General features: G+C 52.1%; 19 protein-coding genes. 9 read left to right on the forward strand and 10 right to left on the reverse strand.

Annotated features, from left to right (window positions below):
- Nucleotides 1-48 precede the first annotated feature (48 nt).
- The 3 genes from ACW73I_RS01745 to cysN all read left to right on the forward strand — a co-directional run bounded on the left by ACW73I_RS01745 (nt 49) and on the right by cysN (nt 3321).
- Entirely contained in the window at nt 49-300 is a 252-nt protein-coding gene (locus tag ACW73I_RS01745) for a hypothetical protein (protein WP_458027484.1), read from the forward strand.
- Nucleotides 301-751: 451 nt separating this feature from the next.
- Entirely contained in the window at nt 752-1660 is a 909-nt protein-coding gene (gene cysD, locus ACW73I_RS01750) for a sulfate adenylyltransferase subunit CysD (RefSeq protein ID WP_458027485.1), read from the forward strand.
- 35 nt (nt 1661-1695) lie between these two features.
- Nucleotides 1696-3321: a sulfate adenylyltransferase subunit CysN gene (cysN, locus tag ACW73I_RS01755; protein WP_458027486.1), complete on the forward strand. Its 1626-nt coding sequence runs from the start codon at nt 1696-1698 to the stop codon at nt 3319-3321.
- Between the two features lie 57 nt (nt 3322-3378).
- Here cysN and ACW73I_RS01760 read toward each other — a convergent pair whose 3' ends face one another.
- The 9 genes from ACW73I_RS01760 to ACW73I_RS01800 form a co-directional block, all read right to left on the reverse strand.
- Nucleotides 3379-3651, reverse strand: a complete 273-nt coding sequence (locus ACW73I_RS01760) for an oxidative damage protection protein (protein ID WP_458027487.1) — start codon at nt 3649-3651, stop codon at nt 3379-3381.
- 9 nt (nt 3652-3660) lie between these two features.
- Nucleotides 3661-4701: an A/G-specific adenine glycosylase gene (gene mutY / locus ACW73I_RS01765; RefSeq protein ID WP_458027488.1), complete on the reverse strand. Its 1041-nt coding sequence runs from the start codon at nt 4699-4701 to the stop codon at nt 3661-3663.
- Nucleotides 4702-4863: 162 nt separating this feature from the next.
- The gene (locus ACW73I_RS01770) at nt 4864-5031 is read right to left on the reverse strand and encodes a type II toxin-antitoxin system RelE/ParE family toxin (protein ID WP_458027489.1); all 168 of its coding nucleotides are present in this window, start codon (nt 5029-5031) and stop codon (nt 4864-4866) included.
- Nucleotides 5028-5237 carry an addiction module protein gene (locus ACW73I_RS01775; RefSeq protein ID WP_458027490.1) on the reverse strand — a complete coding sequence of 70 codons (210 nt, stop codon included), beginning with the start codon at nt 5235-5237 and terminating at the stop codon, nt 5028-5030. The genes ACW73I_RS01770 and ACW73I_RS01775 overlap by 4 nt, the downstream gene beginning before the upstream one ends.
- 102 nt (nt 5238-5339) lie before the next feature.
- The gene (locus ACW73I_RS01780) at nt 5340-5723 is read right to left on the reverse strand and encodes a hypothetical protein (RefSeq protein WP_458027491.1); all 384 of its coding nucleotides are present in this window, start codon (nt 5721-5723) and stop codon (nt 5340-5342) included.
- 87 nt (nt 5724-5810) lie between these two features.
- Nucleotides 5811-7391: a glutamine-hydrolyzing GMP synthase gene (guaA, locus tag ACW73I_RS01785; RefSeq protein ID WP_458027492.1), complete on the reverse strand. Its 1581-nt coding sequence runs from the start codon at nt 7389-7391 to the stop codon at nt 5811-5813.
- Between the two features lie 122 nt (nt 7392-7513).
- Nucleotides 7514-8980, reverse strand: coding sequence for an IMP dehydrogenase (gene guaB / locus ACW73I_RS01790; protein WP_458027493.1), 1467 nt, complete (start codon nt 8978-8980; stop codon nt 7514-7516).
- Nucleotides 8981-9060: 80 nt separating this feature from the next.
- Nucleotides 9061-9537 (reverse strand): hypothetical protein, encoded by a 477-nt coding sequence (locus ACW73I_RS01795; RefSeq protein WP_458027494.1) that lies wholly within the window; start codon nt 9535-9537, stop codon nt 9061-9063.
- A 6-nt stretch (nt 9538-9543) separates the two neighbouring features.
- On the reverse strand, nt 9544-10134 hold the full coding sequence (locus ACW73I_RS01800) for a CPBP family intramembrane glutamic endopeptidase (RefSeq protein WP_458027495.1): 591 nt from the start codon (nt 10132-10134) through the stop codon (nt 9544-9546).
- Between the two features lie 88 nt (nt 10135-10222).
- Between ACW73I_RS01800 and ACW73I_RS01805 the strand changes: the two genes are divergently transcribed.
- The 5 genes from ACW73I_RS01805 (at nt 10223) to ACW73I_RS01825 (ending at nt 13601) form a co-directional block, all read left to right on the forward strand.
- Nucleotides 10223-10495: a YcgL domain-containing protein gene (locus ACW73I_RS01805; protein ID WP_458027496.1), complete on the forward strand. Its 273-nt coding sequence runs from the start codon at nt 10223-10225 to the stop codon at nt 10493-10495.
- Nucleotides 10496-10587: 92 nt separating this feature from the next.
- Nucleotides 10588-11607, forward strand: a complete 1020-nt coding sequence (locus ACW73I_RS01810; protein ID WP_458027497.1) for a DUF2333 family protein — start codon at nt 10588-10590, stop codon at nt 11605-11607.
- Nucleotides 11608-11611: 4 nt separating this feature from the next.
- Entirely contained in the window at nt 11612-11914 is a 303-nt protein-coding gene (locus tag ACW73I_RS01815; protein WP_458027498.1) for a DUF4389 domain-containing protein, read from the forward strand.
- A 3-nt stretch (nt 11915-11917) separates the two neighbouring features.
- The gene (gene dinB, locus ACW73I_RS01820; protein WP_458027499.1) at nt 11918-13045 is read left to right on the forward strand and encodes a DNA polymerase IV; all 1128 of its coding nucleotides are present in this window, start codon (nt 11918-11920) and stop codon (nt 13043-13045) included.
- Nucleotides 13046-13073: 28 nt separating this feature from the next.
- Nucleotides 13074-13601 carry a C40 family peptidase gene (locus tag ACW73I_RS01825; protein ID WP_458027500.1) on the forward strand — a complete coding sequence of 176 codons (528 nt, stop codon included), beginning with the start codon at nt 13074-13076 and terminating at the stop codon, nt 13599-13601.
- Between the two features lie 380 nt (nt 13602-13981).
- Here the strand turns inward: ACW73I_RS01825 and ACW73I_RS01830 are convergent, their stop codons facing one another.
- A complete protein-coding gene (locus ACW73I_RS01830; RefSeq protein ID WP_458027501.1) occupies nt 13982-14107 on the reverse strand; it encodes a hypothetical protein in 126 nt (41 codons plus the stop codon).
- 133 nt (nt 14108-14240) lie between these two features.
- Between ACW73I_RS01830 and ACW73I_RS01835 the strand changes: the two genes are divergently transcribed.
- The gene (locus tag ACW73I_RS01835) at nt 14241-15452 is read left to right on the forward strand and encodes a vWA domain-containing protein (RefSeq protein WP_458027502.1); all 1212 of its coding nucleotides are present in this window, start codon (nt 14241-14243) and stop codon (nt 15450-15452) included.
- Nucleotides 15453-15489 lie beyond the last annotated feature (37 nt).

The following is a 15489-nucleotide window of genomic DNA, read 5'->3' on the forward strand; positions in this document are numbered from 1 at the left end:
TACCGTGGCGAGGGTGTTTACCCATTGTTCTTTATAGGGAGATAAATCATGAAAAAATCAACTATTATCTTAATTTCATCAGCCGTGTTGCTGGCTTTGAGTGCTTTTAACGTCATCAGCGCAGAAGAGCCCAATCAGGCTCAAGCCGAAAACGAAAAATCCGTAGCCTGGTATGTGGCCAATATTCGAGAAGCAAAAGCTAAAAACCAGCAATGCTTCGACAGTCGCACTCAGCAGTCGACTCCTGAATGCGAAAATGCGTTACATGCCTTACAAATTAGTTTCAATGGCGGTAATTAACTGAATCTATGTGCTGATGGCAGCCGGCTACCGGGTAGTCGCCTGCCTTCTTTTTTACCAGTCGTTGTATTCCTGCAACAAAGCTGTTTTAAATTGTGTTAATTTGGCGAGCAAGATATGTTGCATCTTGAATGTTGCCAATCTGCGACAGTTTGTCGCGTGTGACAATACGTCACATTTTCAAATATCCTCCGTCGCATTAAGATGCGCGCAACTCATGCATTGTTATGCGTAACTGAGTTGCTTAACCCTTCCTCCTAAAGCGGTCTTCTCAGGCCGCTTTTTTTTGTTTTTTGCTTTCCAAATTAACAGCTTGATGACCGAATTTTGCGCGAACTCCGTTCATTTTCGAAAACAAACCGCGCAGACAATAGCCTAAAGCAGGCCTTTACCTTTAAAATACCGGGATTACAATTTTCTGAAAATATGGGCCCAGTGCCGCGGAACGTTAATGACCGATTACAAATTGACTCATCTAAAACAACTCGAAGCCGAAAGCATACATATCATCCGCGAAGTGGCGGCGGAATTTGAAAAACCGGTCATGTTGTATTCCATCGGCAAGGACTCGGCGGTCATGTTGCACCTGACCCGCAAAGCCTTTTTCCCGGGTAAGCCGCCTTTTCCGCTGTTACACGTGGATACCACATGGAAGTTTCGGGAAATGATCGAGTTTCGCGATCGCATGGCGAAAGAATTGGGTTGGGATTTACTCGTACACATCAACCAAGAAGGCGTAGAACAAGGTATAGGTCCTTTTACTCATGGCAGTAAAAAACATACCGACGTGATGAAGACCGATTCGTTGAAGCAGGCCTTGAATAAATACCGCTTCGACGCCGCTTTCGGCGGCGCCCGCCGAGATGAGGAAAAATCGCGCGCCAAGGAACGGGTTTATTCGTTCCGGGACAAAAATCATCGCTGGGACCCTAAGAACCAGCGTCCCGAATTGTGGAATATCTACAACGGCAAGATCGACAAAGGCGAAAGCATCCGCGTATTCCCGCTGTCGAATTGGACCGAGTTGGACGTTTGGCAATATATCCACCTGGAGAACATTCCGATTGTGCCGCTTTATTTCGCCAAAGAACGCCCCGTAGTCGAAAAAGACGGCATGCTGATCATGGTAGACGACGAACGCATGCCGCTGGGACCGGACGACAAAGTCGAAATGAAAATGGTGCGCTTCCGTACCTTGGGTTGTTATCCATTGACCGGCGCGGTGGAATCCACCGCGACAACATTGCCGGAAATCATTCAGGAAATGCTGCTGACCACGACCTCCGAGCGCCAAGGCCGTTTGATCGATTTCGACCAAGCCGGCTCGATGGAACAGAAAAAGCGCGAAGGCTATTTCTAACGTCCATCCGATCAGCAACGAATTTAGAGAATATTATGTCCCACCAATCCGATTTAATCGCAACCGACATCGACGCCTATTTGGCGCAACACGAACGCAAAGAATTGCTGCGCTTTTTGACCTGCGGCAATGTGGACGACGGCAAAAGCACCTTGATCGGCCGCTTGTTGCACGATTCCAAAATGATTTATGAAGACCAATTGGCCGCGGTAGCGGCAGACAGCGTCAAATCCGGCACCACCGGTGCCGGCAAGATCGACCTGGCTTTGCTGGTCGACGGCTTGCAGGCCGAACGCGAGCAGGGCATCACGATAGACGTGGCTTATCGCTATTTCTCGACCTCCACGCGCAAATTCATCATCGCCGATACCCCGGGCCACGAACAATACACCCGCAACATGGCGACCGGCGCCTCGACCTGCGATTTGGCGGTGATTCTGATCGACGCCCGCTACGGCGTGCAAACCCAAACCAAGCGCCACAGTTTCATCGCATCGCTGTTGGGCATCAAGCACATTATCGTCGCGGTCAACAAAATGGACTTGGTGGCCTACAGCGAAGAGACTTTCAACAAAATCAAATCCGACTATCTGGAATTCATCAAGTCTTTGGATTTGCACGACGTTTACTTCATTCCGATGTCGGCGCTGGACGGCGACAACGTCGTGAACCCAAGCCTCAACATGCCTTGGTTCACCGGCAAGCCGATGATGGAGTTGCTCAATACCATCGAAATCGCCAGCGACCACAATTTCGCCGACGCCCGTTTCCCGGTGCAATACGTCAACCGCCCTAACTTGGATTTTCGCGGCTTCTGCGGCACGGTGGCCTCCGGTGTTTTCCACAAGGGCGATGCGATCACCGCGCTGCCGTCCGGCAAAACCAGCCATATCAAATCCATCGTCACTTTCGACGGCGATCTGGACCAAGCCTTTGCCGGCATGGCGGTCACCTTGACATTGACCGATGAAATCGACGTTAGCCGCGGCGACGTCATAGTCGGCCAACATGAAAACGCCGCCAGTGTCGCGGACAAATTCAAGGCACACATCGTTTGGATGACCGAACAAGCGATGACGCCGGGTCGGCAATACGCCATCAAACTGGCCACTCGCAGCGTGTCCGGTTCGGTGTCCATGATCCATCATCGGGTGGACGTCAATACGCTGGAGCATCACGACGCCAACGAACTGAAGCTGAACGAAATCGGTTTGTGTACCGTTGCAGTCAATGCGCCGGTCGTGTTCGATCCTTATAAGCTGAACAAAGCGACCGGCTCGTTCATCGTCATCGATAGACTGAGCAACGTCACGGTCGGCGCCGGCATGATATGCGGCGACGCCAGCGAAGATGAATGGTCGCGCGTGACAGCGGAAGAACGCGCGACTCGGTTTAGCCAGATCGCGTCGATAATCACCTTGACCGGCGCTAATGCCGAACAAACCGCCTATCATCTGGAGCGGAGATTGTTCGATACCGGCCACGCGGTGACCATTCTGGAACATGGCGGCGATGAATTGGCGATAGCCATCAAAAATGCCGGACTGCTATGTTTGCGGTTGAATAGTCAGTCGGGTCAAGCCGATGTATCGTTTGATTGCGGCGAATATAACGTCGACGAACTCTATGCGGCTCTGAAAAACCGAGGTTTGATACACTGATCGAAAAAAGGGCCGGTAGCAACCGGCCCTTTTTTCTTGCCCTAGCGAAAATTTCGATCAGTCGTCTTTGGGGACATAGCCTTCCGGCATTTCGAAGCCGCCGGCAAACAGGAATTTTTCGCGCTCTTCTTCCAGCAGTTTCTTGGCGGCGGGGTCGAAAGCGGCCAAACGGCGCTCGTTGATGATCATGGTTTGCATGGCCAGCCAATCTTTCCAAGCTTGTTTGGAAACGTTTTCGAAAATGTACTGACCCTTCGGCCCAGGAAAAGGCGGCGCATCCAGGCCTTCGGCCTCGACGCCCAGCTTCACGCATTTAACCATTCTTGTCATAGTATTCCTCTAAGTGATGTCTTGTAGCAGACGCTTGATCGGCGTCGGCAGTCCGAGTGAATGAATTTGATCGATTTTATACCAGACATCGCCGCCGGCTTCCATCACAGCATTAGTGGGGTTTTGTGTTCTCGCCGTTAACGGCGTGTAGTCCAAGTGGTAGTGCGAGAAGGTATGGCGCTTGGGTAGTAACGGTATCGTTTCGGTCAACACGAGATTACGGCGCTGGGTCCAGTCTTGAAGCTCACCGATTTCCTCGAATTCGGGCAAACTCCACAAGCCGCCCCAAATGCCGGTAGGCGGACGTTTTTCCAGTAATATCCGTTCGTTGTCGTCCCTAAGCAACAGGAAATAGACTTGTTTTACCGGCAGGGCCTTGCGCGGCTTGGGTTCGGGCAATTGGCCGACTAATCCCAATTTTTTAGCTCGACAGCCGTCTCGAACCGGACAGATCTCGCAGTGCGGCTTGCTGCGGGTACAAAGGGTCGCGCCCAAGTCCATCATCGCTTGGGTATAGTCGCCGCAGCGCTCGCTTGGCGTGTAGCGTCGGCTGATTTGCCATAACCGCTCGGCGGTCTTGGCATTTCCGGGCCAGCCGCGTATTGCATGAAAACGCGCCAGCACCCGCTTGACGTTGCCGTCCAATATGGGCTGGCTTTGCCCACAGGCGATGCTGAGTACCGCACCCGCCGTCGAGCGTCCGATGCCGGGCAAGGCGCTTAACTCTTCGACCGTTTGCGGAAACTCGCCGCCGTTACAGGCAACGATTCGCGCGGTTTTGTGCAGATTGCGCGCGCGGGCGTAATAACCCAATCCCGACCAATGTTGCAACACCTCGTCAAGTTCCGCTTCCGCCAAACTTTGCACGCTCGGAAAACACGCCATAAAACGCTCGAAATACCCGATCACGCTGGCTACTTGCGTCTGTTGCAGCATGATCTCCGACACCCAGACCCGGTACGGATTGATGTCCTGCTGCCACGGCAAATCTTTGCGGCCGTGGAGGTCGAACCAAGCTAAGAGTTTTTGCCGGAATTGTTCGGGAGGCATGGAAAACTTGTGAGAGAGGTGACTAGAAAGGTTTCTTACTCTTCAATACGATCAATCCAGTACTCGGGCTTCCTGTGTTGATGCGCTACGGCTAACACCAGGATGTGATCGTTCTCGATTGAATAGAGTAATTTGTATGGAAATTTATGGAGTAAGCATTTTCTAATTTCGCCACGCTCGATTGACCAAGCAAGGGTATTCGGCAATTCTAAGCGTCGCTTTTCTAACTTCGTCCTTGAATCGTTTGCCCAGGCCTTTGTACTCCAGTTCGTAGTAGGCAACGGCATCCATCAGTTCCTGTCGTGCGAATTCCGAGAATAGGACCTTCACGGTTCTTCCTTGAATATTTCCTCCATCGGTATCGCTTCCAAAAGCCCGTCACGATAGGCATTGAGCCGTTTTTCCGCCTCATCCGCCCAAAGCGCATCGAGTTGTTTGTCCGGTTTATCCAAGCTACGGAGCAAGCCCTCGATCAGCGCGAAGCGTTCGTCCGGTCTCAGGCGCAATGCTTGTTCAAGAATTTCTTGGCTTCCCATTACATACTACCTTATTTATTGAAAAATGTAGGATGTGCCGAACAAAGTGAGGCGCATCATTCGCGATCGTTGAGATTCCTATTGTCGGCACATCCAACTGGCCTAATCGTCTTCAATCATAAAATTGTATTTTTGTTCAAGCCTTTCAAACTTTTTTTGATAATACTTTGTCCATGTCATCCAATATATTGCTTGTCTCTCTAACTCTTGCCTGTCGCTTGTTCTTTCTGTTGTGTCCATATACATTGAAAGTGACTGTGTAGCGTCTCTCACTAAGGACGCATATTCTTCTAATGCATTTTTATCTATAAAACTCTGGTTTAATCGAATGATTTTTTCATATTTGTGTTGACCTAGCTCTTTAGCTGATTTTGAAAAGTGATGTAAATCGTTATCTACTTTTGGAGGCTTGATTTTAGACCAGATAAATTGAGCTATAACTATAAGCATTATCGAATATAAAATAACCGAATCAAAGTTCATCATTTTTGCCTTGGGTGTCGTTGTGAATGTCTCTTGATGTCGGCTAAAGAGCGAATTGTTTGTCCCAAATTAAACTTTCGCCTAGATTTTTTACTCCCATTCAATCGTCGCCGGCGGCTTGCCGGAAATATCGTAAGTCACCCGCGAAATGCCGTTGACTTCGTTGATAATCCGCCGCGATATCAAATCCAAGAAGTCGTAGGGCAGATGAGCCCAGCGCGCGGTCATGAAATCGATGGTTTCGACGGCACGTATCGCCACCACGTAGTCGTATTTGCGGCCGTCGCCCATCACGCCGACTGACTTGACCGGTAGGAATACCGCGAAGGCTTGGCTGACTTTATCGTACAAATCATGGCGGTAAAGTTCTTCGATGAAAACCGCATCGGCCTGGCGCAGCAGGTCCGCGTATTCCTTTTTGACTTCGCCCAGGATGCGCACGCCTAAGCCGGGGCCGGGAAACGGATGGCGATAAATCATGTCGGCCGGCAGGCCCAGTTCCAGGCCCAATTTGCGCACCTCGTCCTTGAACAACTCGCGCAGGGGTTCGACCAGTTTCAGCGTCATGTTTTCCGGCAAGCCGCCGACGTTATGGTGCGACTTGATTAGATGCGCCTTGCCGCTCTTGGCGCCGGCCGACTCGATCACGTCGGGGTAGATCGTGCCTTGCGCCAGCCATTTGGCGTCGGTCAGCTTGCCGGCTTCTTCGTCGAAGATTTCGACGAACAGGTTGCCGATGATTTTACGCTTGGCTTCGGGGTCGCTGACGCCGGCCAAGGCCGCCATATAGCGTGCTTCGGCATCGACGCGTATGACTTTGATGCCCATGTGCTGGGCAAACATAGACATGACTTGATCGCCCTCGTGCAAACGCAACAGGCCGGTATCGACGAACACGCAGGTCAATTGCGAGGCTATGGCTCTGTGCAGTAATGCGGCCACTACCGAGGAATCGACGCCGCCGGACAGGCCCAGTATAACTTGGTCGTTACCTACTTTTTCTCTGACCGTGGTAATGCTGTCTTCGATGATATTGCTGGCGTTCCACAATGCCTGACACTCGCAAATCTCAAGCGCGAAACGCCCGAGAATACGCCCGCCTTGTTTGGTGTGAGTCACTTCCGGGTGGAATTGCAGCGCGTAGAAATTGCGGTCTTCGTCGGCGATGCCGGCGATCGGCGCTCCGTCTGAACTGGCGATCAGCTTGAAGCCTTGCGGCAGCTCGACCACGCGGTCGCCGTGGCTCATCCAGACGTCCAATAAGCCGTAACCTTCCGGCGAGACGTGGTCTTCGATTTCCTTCAATAAGGAAGAATGGCCGCGGGCGCGGATTTGTGCATAGCCGAATTCGCGGTGGTCGGACGATTCGACCTTGCCGCCCAATTGTTCGGCCATGGTCTGCATGCCGTAACAAATGCCCAAAACCGGTATGCCGAGTTCGAACACCATTTGCGGTGCGCGCGGCGTGTCGGTGCTGGTCACGGTTTCCGGGCCGCCGGACAGGATGATGCCTTTGGGATCGAAATTCCGGATTTCTTGGTCGCTGCAATCGCAAGCGTAAATTTCGCAATAGACGCCGATTTCGCGGATGCGGCGGGCAATCAATTGGGTGTATTGCGAGCCGAAGTCGAGGATCAGGATCTTGTCGGAATGGATGTTGGTTTGGGTCACGGGCGGGGCCTTCGAAAAAACGTAGGGTGGGTTAGCGAAGCGCAACCCACCGTTGATGCTTGATATGTCGGGTTACGCTTCGTTTTCATGCTCGAAGGGTAAACCCAACCCACATAAATCGATTAATTCAACTGGTAATTCGGCGCTTCTTTGGTGATGGTCACGTCGTGTACATGGCTTTCGCGCATGCCGGCGCTGGTAACTCTGACGAACTGGGCATTTTGGTGCATTTGTTCGATCGTCGCGTTGCCGGTGTAGCCCATGCTGGAGCGTATGCCGCCCAATAACTGGTGGATGATGGCCAACACGCTGCCTTTGTAGGGGACTCTGCCTTCGATGCCTTCCGGCACCAGTTTTTCGACGTTTTCGGTGGAGTCCTGAAAGTAACGGTCGCTGGAGCCTTGTACTTGCGCCATCGCGCCAATCGAGCCCATGCCGCGATACGATTTGTAGGAACGGCCTTGGTACAGCTCGACTTCGCCGGGCGCTTCCTCGGTGCCGGCGAACAGGCCGCCCAGCATCACCGCGTAAGCGCCGGCCGCCAGAGCCTTGGCGACGTCGCCGGAATAGCGGATGCCGCCGTCCGCGATCAATGGAATGCCGGAGCCTTTCAAGGCCGCGGCAACGTCGGAAACCGCGGTGATTTGCGGTACGCCGACGCCGGCCACGATACGCGTCGTGCAAATCGAGCCGGGGCCTATGCCGACTTTCACGCCGTCGGCACCGGCCTCGGCCAATGCTTTGGCGGCTGCGGCGGTCGCGATGTTGCCGCCGATCACTTGAACTTGCGGGAAGTTGCGTTTGACCCAACTCACCCGGTCCAATACCCCTTGCGAGTGGCCGTGGGCCGTGTCGACCACGATGACGTCGACGCCGGCGCTCACCAACGCAGCAACCCTTTCCTCGGTACCGGCGCCGGTGCCTACCGCGGCACCTACACGCAGTCGCTCTTGTTCGTCTTTGCAGGCTTGGGGATTGTCTTTGGCCTTTTGGATGTCTTTTACGGTGATCAAGCCCCGCAGTTGAAAATCGTCGTTGACGACCAGTACTTTTTCGATCCTATGCTTGTGCAACTGTTCTATCGCTTCCTTCTGGCTGGCACCCTCGTTGACGGTGACGAGTCTTTCTTTAGGCGTCATGATGGAGCGGATCGATTCGTCCAAGCGGGTTTCGAACCTTAAATCGCGGCTTGTGACGATGCCGACTAATTCCTGGCCATCGACAACCGGTACGCCGGATATATTTTTCGAACGCGTCAATTCCAACACTTCCCGCACGGTGGCGTTCGGAGAAACCGTGATCGGATCTTTAATCACGCCGCTTTCGTATTTCTTGACGCGGCTTACGTGTTGCGCCTGCTGATCGATGGTCATGTTTTTGTGGATGATGCCGATGCCGCCCTCTTGAGCAATGGCAATGGCTAGGCGAGCTTCGGTGACGGTATCCATTGCGGCGGATACCAGAGGAATGTTCAGGGTGATGTTTCTGGTCAATTGGGTTTTAAGCTCCACTTCCCGCGGCAATACGGCCGAATGGGCCGGGACCAATAATACGTCATCGAAGGTGAGCGCTTCCTGAATGATTTTCATGTGACACCTGAGCTAAATTCTAAATAGCAGCGCATTGTACAACCTAATGCCGGGTTGCGACAAAAACGTAAATAGCTCATTTATATAGAGGATGAATCGTTTTTTTCGGACAGCGCGAAAACAATCGACTGCAATTCGGCTTGATCGGGTTTATGCAGATAAACCCCCAACACACCCAACAAGGTAAAAATGTAGAGGGTATTGTAATCGTCGCCCAACACAAACATGATGAAACCGAATAGGCCAGCCGGTTCTATCATGGACTGAGTCACGATCACTGTGACCAAATAGCGCTGTTCCGCGGACTTTGCCCCCGGCATGGTTTGGTTCAGGCGCAACAGAATATGTCGCATTAAATTTGTCAGTGGAAATAAAACAATGGCGATCACATAAAAAACGGTGCGGATTAATATGCGTTGCGGTTCGTCGATATTTAATCTGATGTCGTCGGCCCAGAAATGGCAAACAATATTGTAGACGGCCAACATCATTAACATCGCTGCGCAAATCAGCCAATGCAGGGTCAAGCGTTCGTTGTTTTCGGGTGATAAAGCCATGCCAATTTAAAAATATTTGTTCCTATAGTCGCGCAGAATAACAACGAACGCGACAAAATCGTAAAATCCGTGAATCACAACCGGTGTCGTTAAATTCCGTTCGCCGCCGTAATCCAGGCTCACCCCCAGATATAAACCCATTAGCATGGCCAACAAGGCATAAAGCGGCGTTACCGCATGCACCAACGCAAAGATGGCGTTACTGATCAGTAATCCGGCAGTAATACCGGTGATATTTTCCAGCCAGGGCTGCAAGACGCCGCGGAATAATATCTCTTCCGAAAAGCCGGCGATGGCCGCTAGAATCAGCAAATCCGTCCAATGGCGGCGGTAAAGCCTCGCGCCCAACGTCTCCAGCAACAAGGTTCTGATTTGTTGCAGCGGCGTATAGGGCAGTTGTTGCATTGCAAAAAACAGCAACAACAGAGGCAAAGTTAACAATACGCCGTTTGTCAAAGCCTGTTCATCGAAGATTAAATATGCAAAAGGATCAACTCCGGAAAGCCAACCAATCAGCATCGCCAATAAGACAAGCGCCGCTTCAAAATAACAAGCGACGCGAAAAAAATTATCGGGCTTCGGAACTGAGTTCGGCATTTGGGTCAATAATCGGGTGAAAGCAAACTGAAAATTTTATCGAAAAACCGTTAAAATTGGCAGGATTAGTCTTCCGGAGTTTTTCCCGATGTTATGTTTTATCTACAAAAGTTCGAAAAAAGACGAACTTTACCTTTATCTCGACAAGAAAGATGATTTTTCCGCAATCCCGGAAGACCTATTTAAGAGCCTGGGGCGCCTGCAATTTGTCATGGAATTGCAACTTTCGCCACAACGTAAACTTGCCAGGGAGGACGTATCCAAAGTGATGGCAAGCCTCGAAAACAGGGGTTTTTTTGTACAACTACCTCCTTTGCCGATACCGTCTGAACTGGTCGCTCGCAATCACCGGCTGCACTAAAGAAGCGCCTTCGAGATAAACCGTGCTACCATACCGACAAGAAAGCGTTTAATTGCTCATTGTTAATTTAGCCACATCGGGATACGCAACACATGTCTGAGAATCCACAAGTTTACGAAGACGCTAAGTCGAAAGGCATACTCTGGGGTTTTGGCACACTGGTAGGCGTTGTTGCTATTGTCATGTTGATATTGGGCGAATGGTGGAGCCGCGAGCCAAGTCAGTTCAATGTTCAAGATGAAGCCGTCGAACGCATGAATGTCACCCATACCGATCAAATGCCGATCGGTTACGTTTATGCGAATACTTTGGCGCACATCGCCGATGTGATTTTGCACAAGCCCGGCGGTTATCTGACCAACGACGTCGCGCCTCCCGGCTTGTTTTGCGACAACATTCAAAGTTGGGAATACGGCGCGCTAGTCATGCTGCGCGATGCCACAACCGCGTTGCGTAACCATTTCGCCCGCGACCAATCGCAATCGGCGGAAGACCCGGACTTAGCCCAAGCGGAACCCTACTTTTACTATGAGCATAATTCCTGGGCATTGCCGTCTACCGAAGCGGAATATGAAAAAGGCGTAGAGGCGCTGCATCATTACATGACCCGTTTGCAAAACCCGACCTCGACATCCCGTCCCGCGCAGTTCCATTCCCGCGCCGACAATTTATGGCAATACACCGAGGTTGTGATTAAGCGCTTAGGTGGTTTAAATACCCGCTTAGCAGCCAGTACCGACCGTTTTTCCGGCGCAACTCACGGCGACGCATCCAACCCCATCGACATCAACATGCCGACGATCGGCCAAACCCCATGGATGGAAATCGACAACGTGTTTTACGAAGCGCGCGGCGCATGTTGGGCCTTGCTGCATATCCTGAAAGCCATCAAACATGATTTTTCGGACATTCTGCTGGACAAGCGCGCGATGAATACTCTGGACAACATGATCCAAGCATTGGAAAACGCGCTGACCCCGACCTTGAGCCCGGTAGTTTTGAACGGCGACGGTTTCGGTTTATTCGCAAACTATTCTTTAGCCATGGCCAATTACATCGCGCGCGCCAATGCCGCGGCGCTGGACTTGCGCGACGTCATGAACAGAGGCTAACATCATGCACGAGCAAATCAACGAAAACCTGAAAAAAATCGAGACTTGGAAACGCATCATCTTCATGCTGATTTATGCGGTGATAGACAGCATGGTTAAGCTGCTGTTGTGGTTGGTTGTGCTGTTACAAGTCGGCTCCGTATTGTTAACCGGCGCCACCAATCCCAACATTCTGGGCTTCGGCCGCAGTTTGTCGACCTACCATTACCACATCCTGCTGTTCTTGACCTTCAACACCGAGCAACTGCCGTTTCCGTTTTCCGATTGGAACGATACGGCCAAGTTGGAGTCCGTCGACCAGCCGTAAGTCATGCGCGACGCCCCGCGAAAAATCATCCATATCGATATGGATGCGTTTTACGCGGCGGTCGAGCAGCGCGACAATCCGAAATACCGCAACCGACCGATCGTTGTCGGCGGCAAACCCGATTCGCGCGGCGTCGTCGCTACCGCCAGTTACGAAGCCAGGCGCTACGGCATACATTCGGCGATGCCTTCTTCCCAAGCGTTCAGGCTTTGCCCGCAAGCCGTTTTCATCAAACCGCGGTTCGACGCCTATCGCGAAGCTTCGGAAACCATCCGCGCCATATTCGCCCGCTATTGCGATTGCATCGAGCCTTTATCGCTGGACGAAGCCTATCTCGATGTCAGCGAAAGCCTATTGTTCCGCGGGTCGGCAACCTTATTAGCCAAGCAAATCAAGCGGGATATTCTAAAAGAAACGCGGCTAATCGCCTCGGCCGGTATTTCTTATAATAAGTTTTTGGCCAAAATCGCCTCGGACCTGGATAAACCGGACGGCTTGCATGTCATTACACCGTGCCAGGCCGAAACTTTCGTGGAAACGCTTCCCATCGGCAAATTTCATGGCATAGGGCCCGCCACCGAAAAGAAAATGCGCGAATTAGGCATAGAAACCGGTCTTGATTTAAAGCGCATGCCGTTAATCATACTCCAGCAACATTTCGGAAAATCCGCCGCGCATTACTACGATATCGCCCGCGGCATGGACCGGCGTCCGGTCAACGGACAGAGGGAACGCAAATCGATAGGCGTTGAAACGACCTTTGCCGAGGACATAAGCGATCCGATACAGATACAACAACATTTACTGCTGTTGTTGAGGCAGGCGCTAACGAAATTAGGCGAAAAGCAGCTGACCGCCCACACCCTGACCATCAAAATCAAGTATCAAAATTTCGTACAAATCACCCGGGGACGCACCCTATCGGAAGCAATCGCCGATACGCCGAATATTGCGCTGGTCATAGCGGATTTATTGAAAAGTACGGCAATCGCCGATAGAAAAGTACGTCTGCTGGGTGTTACATTGTCGGCTTTACAACGGCAAGATCGGCAATGCACTTATCGGCAATTGGACTTATTCGATCAATATGATGCGAAAAATCAAAAGCAATTAAGCGGAATCGAACTATAATCGCAAAGATCAGCATACTCGTTTTACGATGATGTTTAACCGTTATTCATTCATTTTGCCTGTCTTTTTGGCGCTGTTGTTATCGGGCTGTGCCGGCACTGAGAAAGCGCCGCTGAACAATCCGCTCGTCCCTGATGCCGGTAACGTTAGAGCGGCAAAAGATGCTTTGCAGTTACAGGGGCAACCGTATACCTATGGCGGACAATCACCGGAGGAAGGTTTCGACTGTAGTGGTTTGGTCGTCTACGTCTATAACCAGCAAGGGACGAGGCTACCGCGCTCGGCACGTTCGCTTGCCCGGCAGCTACCGCCGATAAAGCCGGAACTACGCGAGCCGGGCGATCTACTGTTTTTTCATACCGACAAACCTTTTTCTCATGTCGGCATCTACGTAGGTAACGACAACTTCGTGCACGCGCCGAGCAGCCGCACCGGCCGGGTGATGGTTTCCAGTTTACGGCAGCCCTATTGGCGCGCGCGCTTTATCGGCGTTCGCCGGCCGACACTGAGGCAGGCTTGGTCGTCAAGTTTCCTTGATGAACATAAAGCCGAGTAATCAATCGATCGTCGGTCGACCAATCGGTTTTGACCGAGGATTTGCGCAATTTGCTCTTGTCTTTCCCTGCGCCGGCTTTGTTCGTCGGGGCTTATACCATAAGCCAGTGCGGACGCATCGTTGCCGGGCAATAGCGGAGTGGACAAACGACCTTTGCCATCGACCTGGAAATAACCGATTAAGCCGGGGATACCAGTGTCGGGCGGGAAGCCGGACAGCGGCGAGCGTTGCAAAAAACCTTTGCCGGCGTAGCCTGCAATATTTAGAAAGGCGTAATCCGTAAACGGCCGCGCCTCTTCCCGGACGATTATTCGCATGTATTCAGCGTCGATACGTTGCGCCAGCTCTTCGGCCAGCACCCGGTTGCGATGAAAAGCCTCTCACTTCAACTGATCCAGTGCATGATAAATCAGCGCCGTAGCCGGTACGGCCAGTGCAAGAAAAAATACACCCGGCCCCCAACGCAATCGCTGTAAACTCAAAGCGCTTAGCATCTTCCGACGCATGGTTAGCCGCTCATCAAACGGTAACCGGCACCGCGCAACGTCATTAAGCGTAAATTGGAGGCGGAACGGCTATCGGAATGCATGGATCGGCAAATCGCCGCGCTGGCCGACTTGGGCGTGAATGGGTTGGCGTATGAAAACTAAATTAATTGCCTTGAGCCTGTTTGCGAGCACCACCGCTGCAGTGGCATTGTATCCCGATCTACAACAAATCACTTCTGACTATCCCTCGCCCTCGATTCCGCTGACCGCGTCCCAGCAACCGGCCGGCAGCCAGCGTTCCAAGGTGGGAGTGGTGTTCGTATTGGATACGACGGGCAGCATGAGCGGCTTGATTCAAGCGGCGAAAGAGAAACATCTGGTCGATTGCTACCACGATGGCTTCGGCGCAACCTGCCCCGGAATTCGCATGGTTCTGGTCGCTTACCGGGACAGAGGCGACGCCTATGTCACTAAAGTGATCGATCTTTCCAGCGACCTCGATTCGGTTTATGCCGCGTTAATGGAATTCGAGGCCAGTGGCGGCGGTGACGGTCCGGAAAGCGTCAACCAGGCTTTACGGGAAGCAGTGGAAAACATCCAATGGAGACAGGATGGACAGGTTTATAAAACCGTGTTTCTGGTCGGCGATGCGCCGCCGCACTCCGATTACCAAGACGAGATGCAATATCCGCAGTTCCTGCAAAACGCCATCCGGCAGTGCATTGCCGTCAATACCGTGCAATGCGGCCAACAGCGGGAGACCCGGCAAACCTGGCAACAAATCGCCGCGCTTGGCAAAGGCGAATATTTCCAGGTTGATCAGGCCGGCAGCGCAGTAGCGATCGCCTCGCCGTTCGACAAACGGTTGGCTGAATTGTCGGAAAAATTGGATAAAACCCGGCTGTATTACGGTAGCGACGAGGAAAAAGCCGAAAAAAGACGAAAACAAGCGGCGACCGAAAAACTACATGCCGAAGGCGCTGTAGAATCGCGTGCGCGCCGTGCGGCCTTTAATGCCTCCGCCAGCGGTAAAGCGAATTTGATCGGCGACAGCGAACCGGTGGACGATGTCGCTTCCGGTCGTGTAGACCTGGATACGCTGGAGCAAAAAGCATTGCCGGCAACCATGCAAGCTATGTCACCCGATGAGCAGAAAATACTCATCAACGAAACCGCTCGGCAGCGCCAAGTATTGCAGCAAGAAATTACGGCACTGTCCGGAAAGCGCGACAGCTATCTAAAACAAAAGGTGAAAGAAATCGGCGGCGCAAAAGGCTCCCTAGATCAGAAACTTTATAGTGCAGTGCGCAAGCAGGCGGCTAAGAAGGGTCTGCTTTATGAGGAGGATGCGGTGAAATATTGATCCGTTGCGGCAGTTTGTCGGATATCGGCTTATAGCC

This window comes from Methylomonas sp. MgM2 (assembly GCF_054172045.1).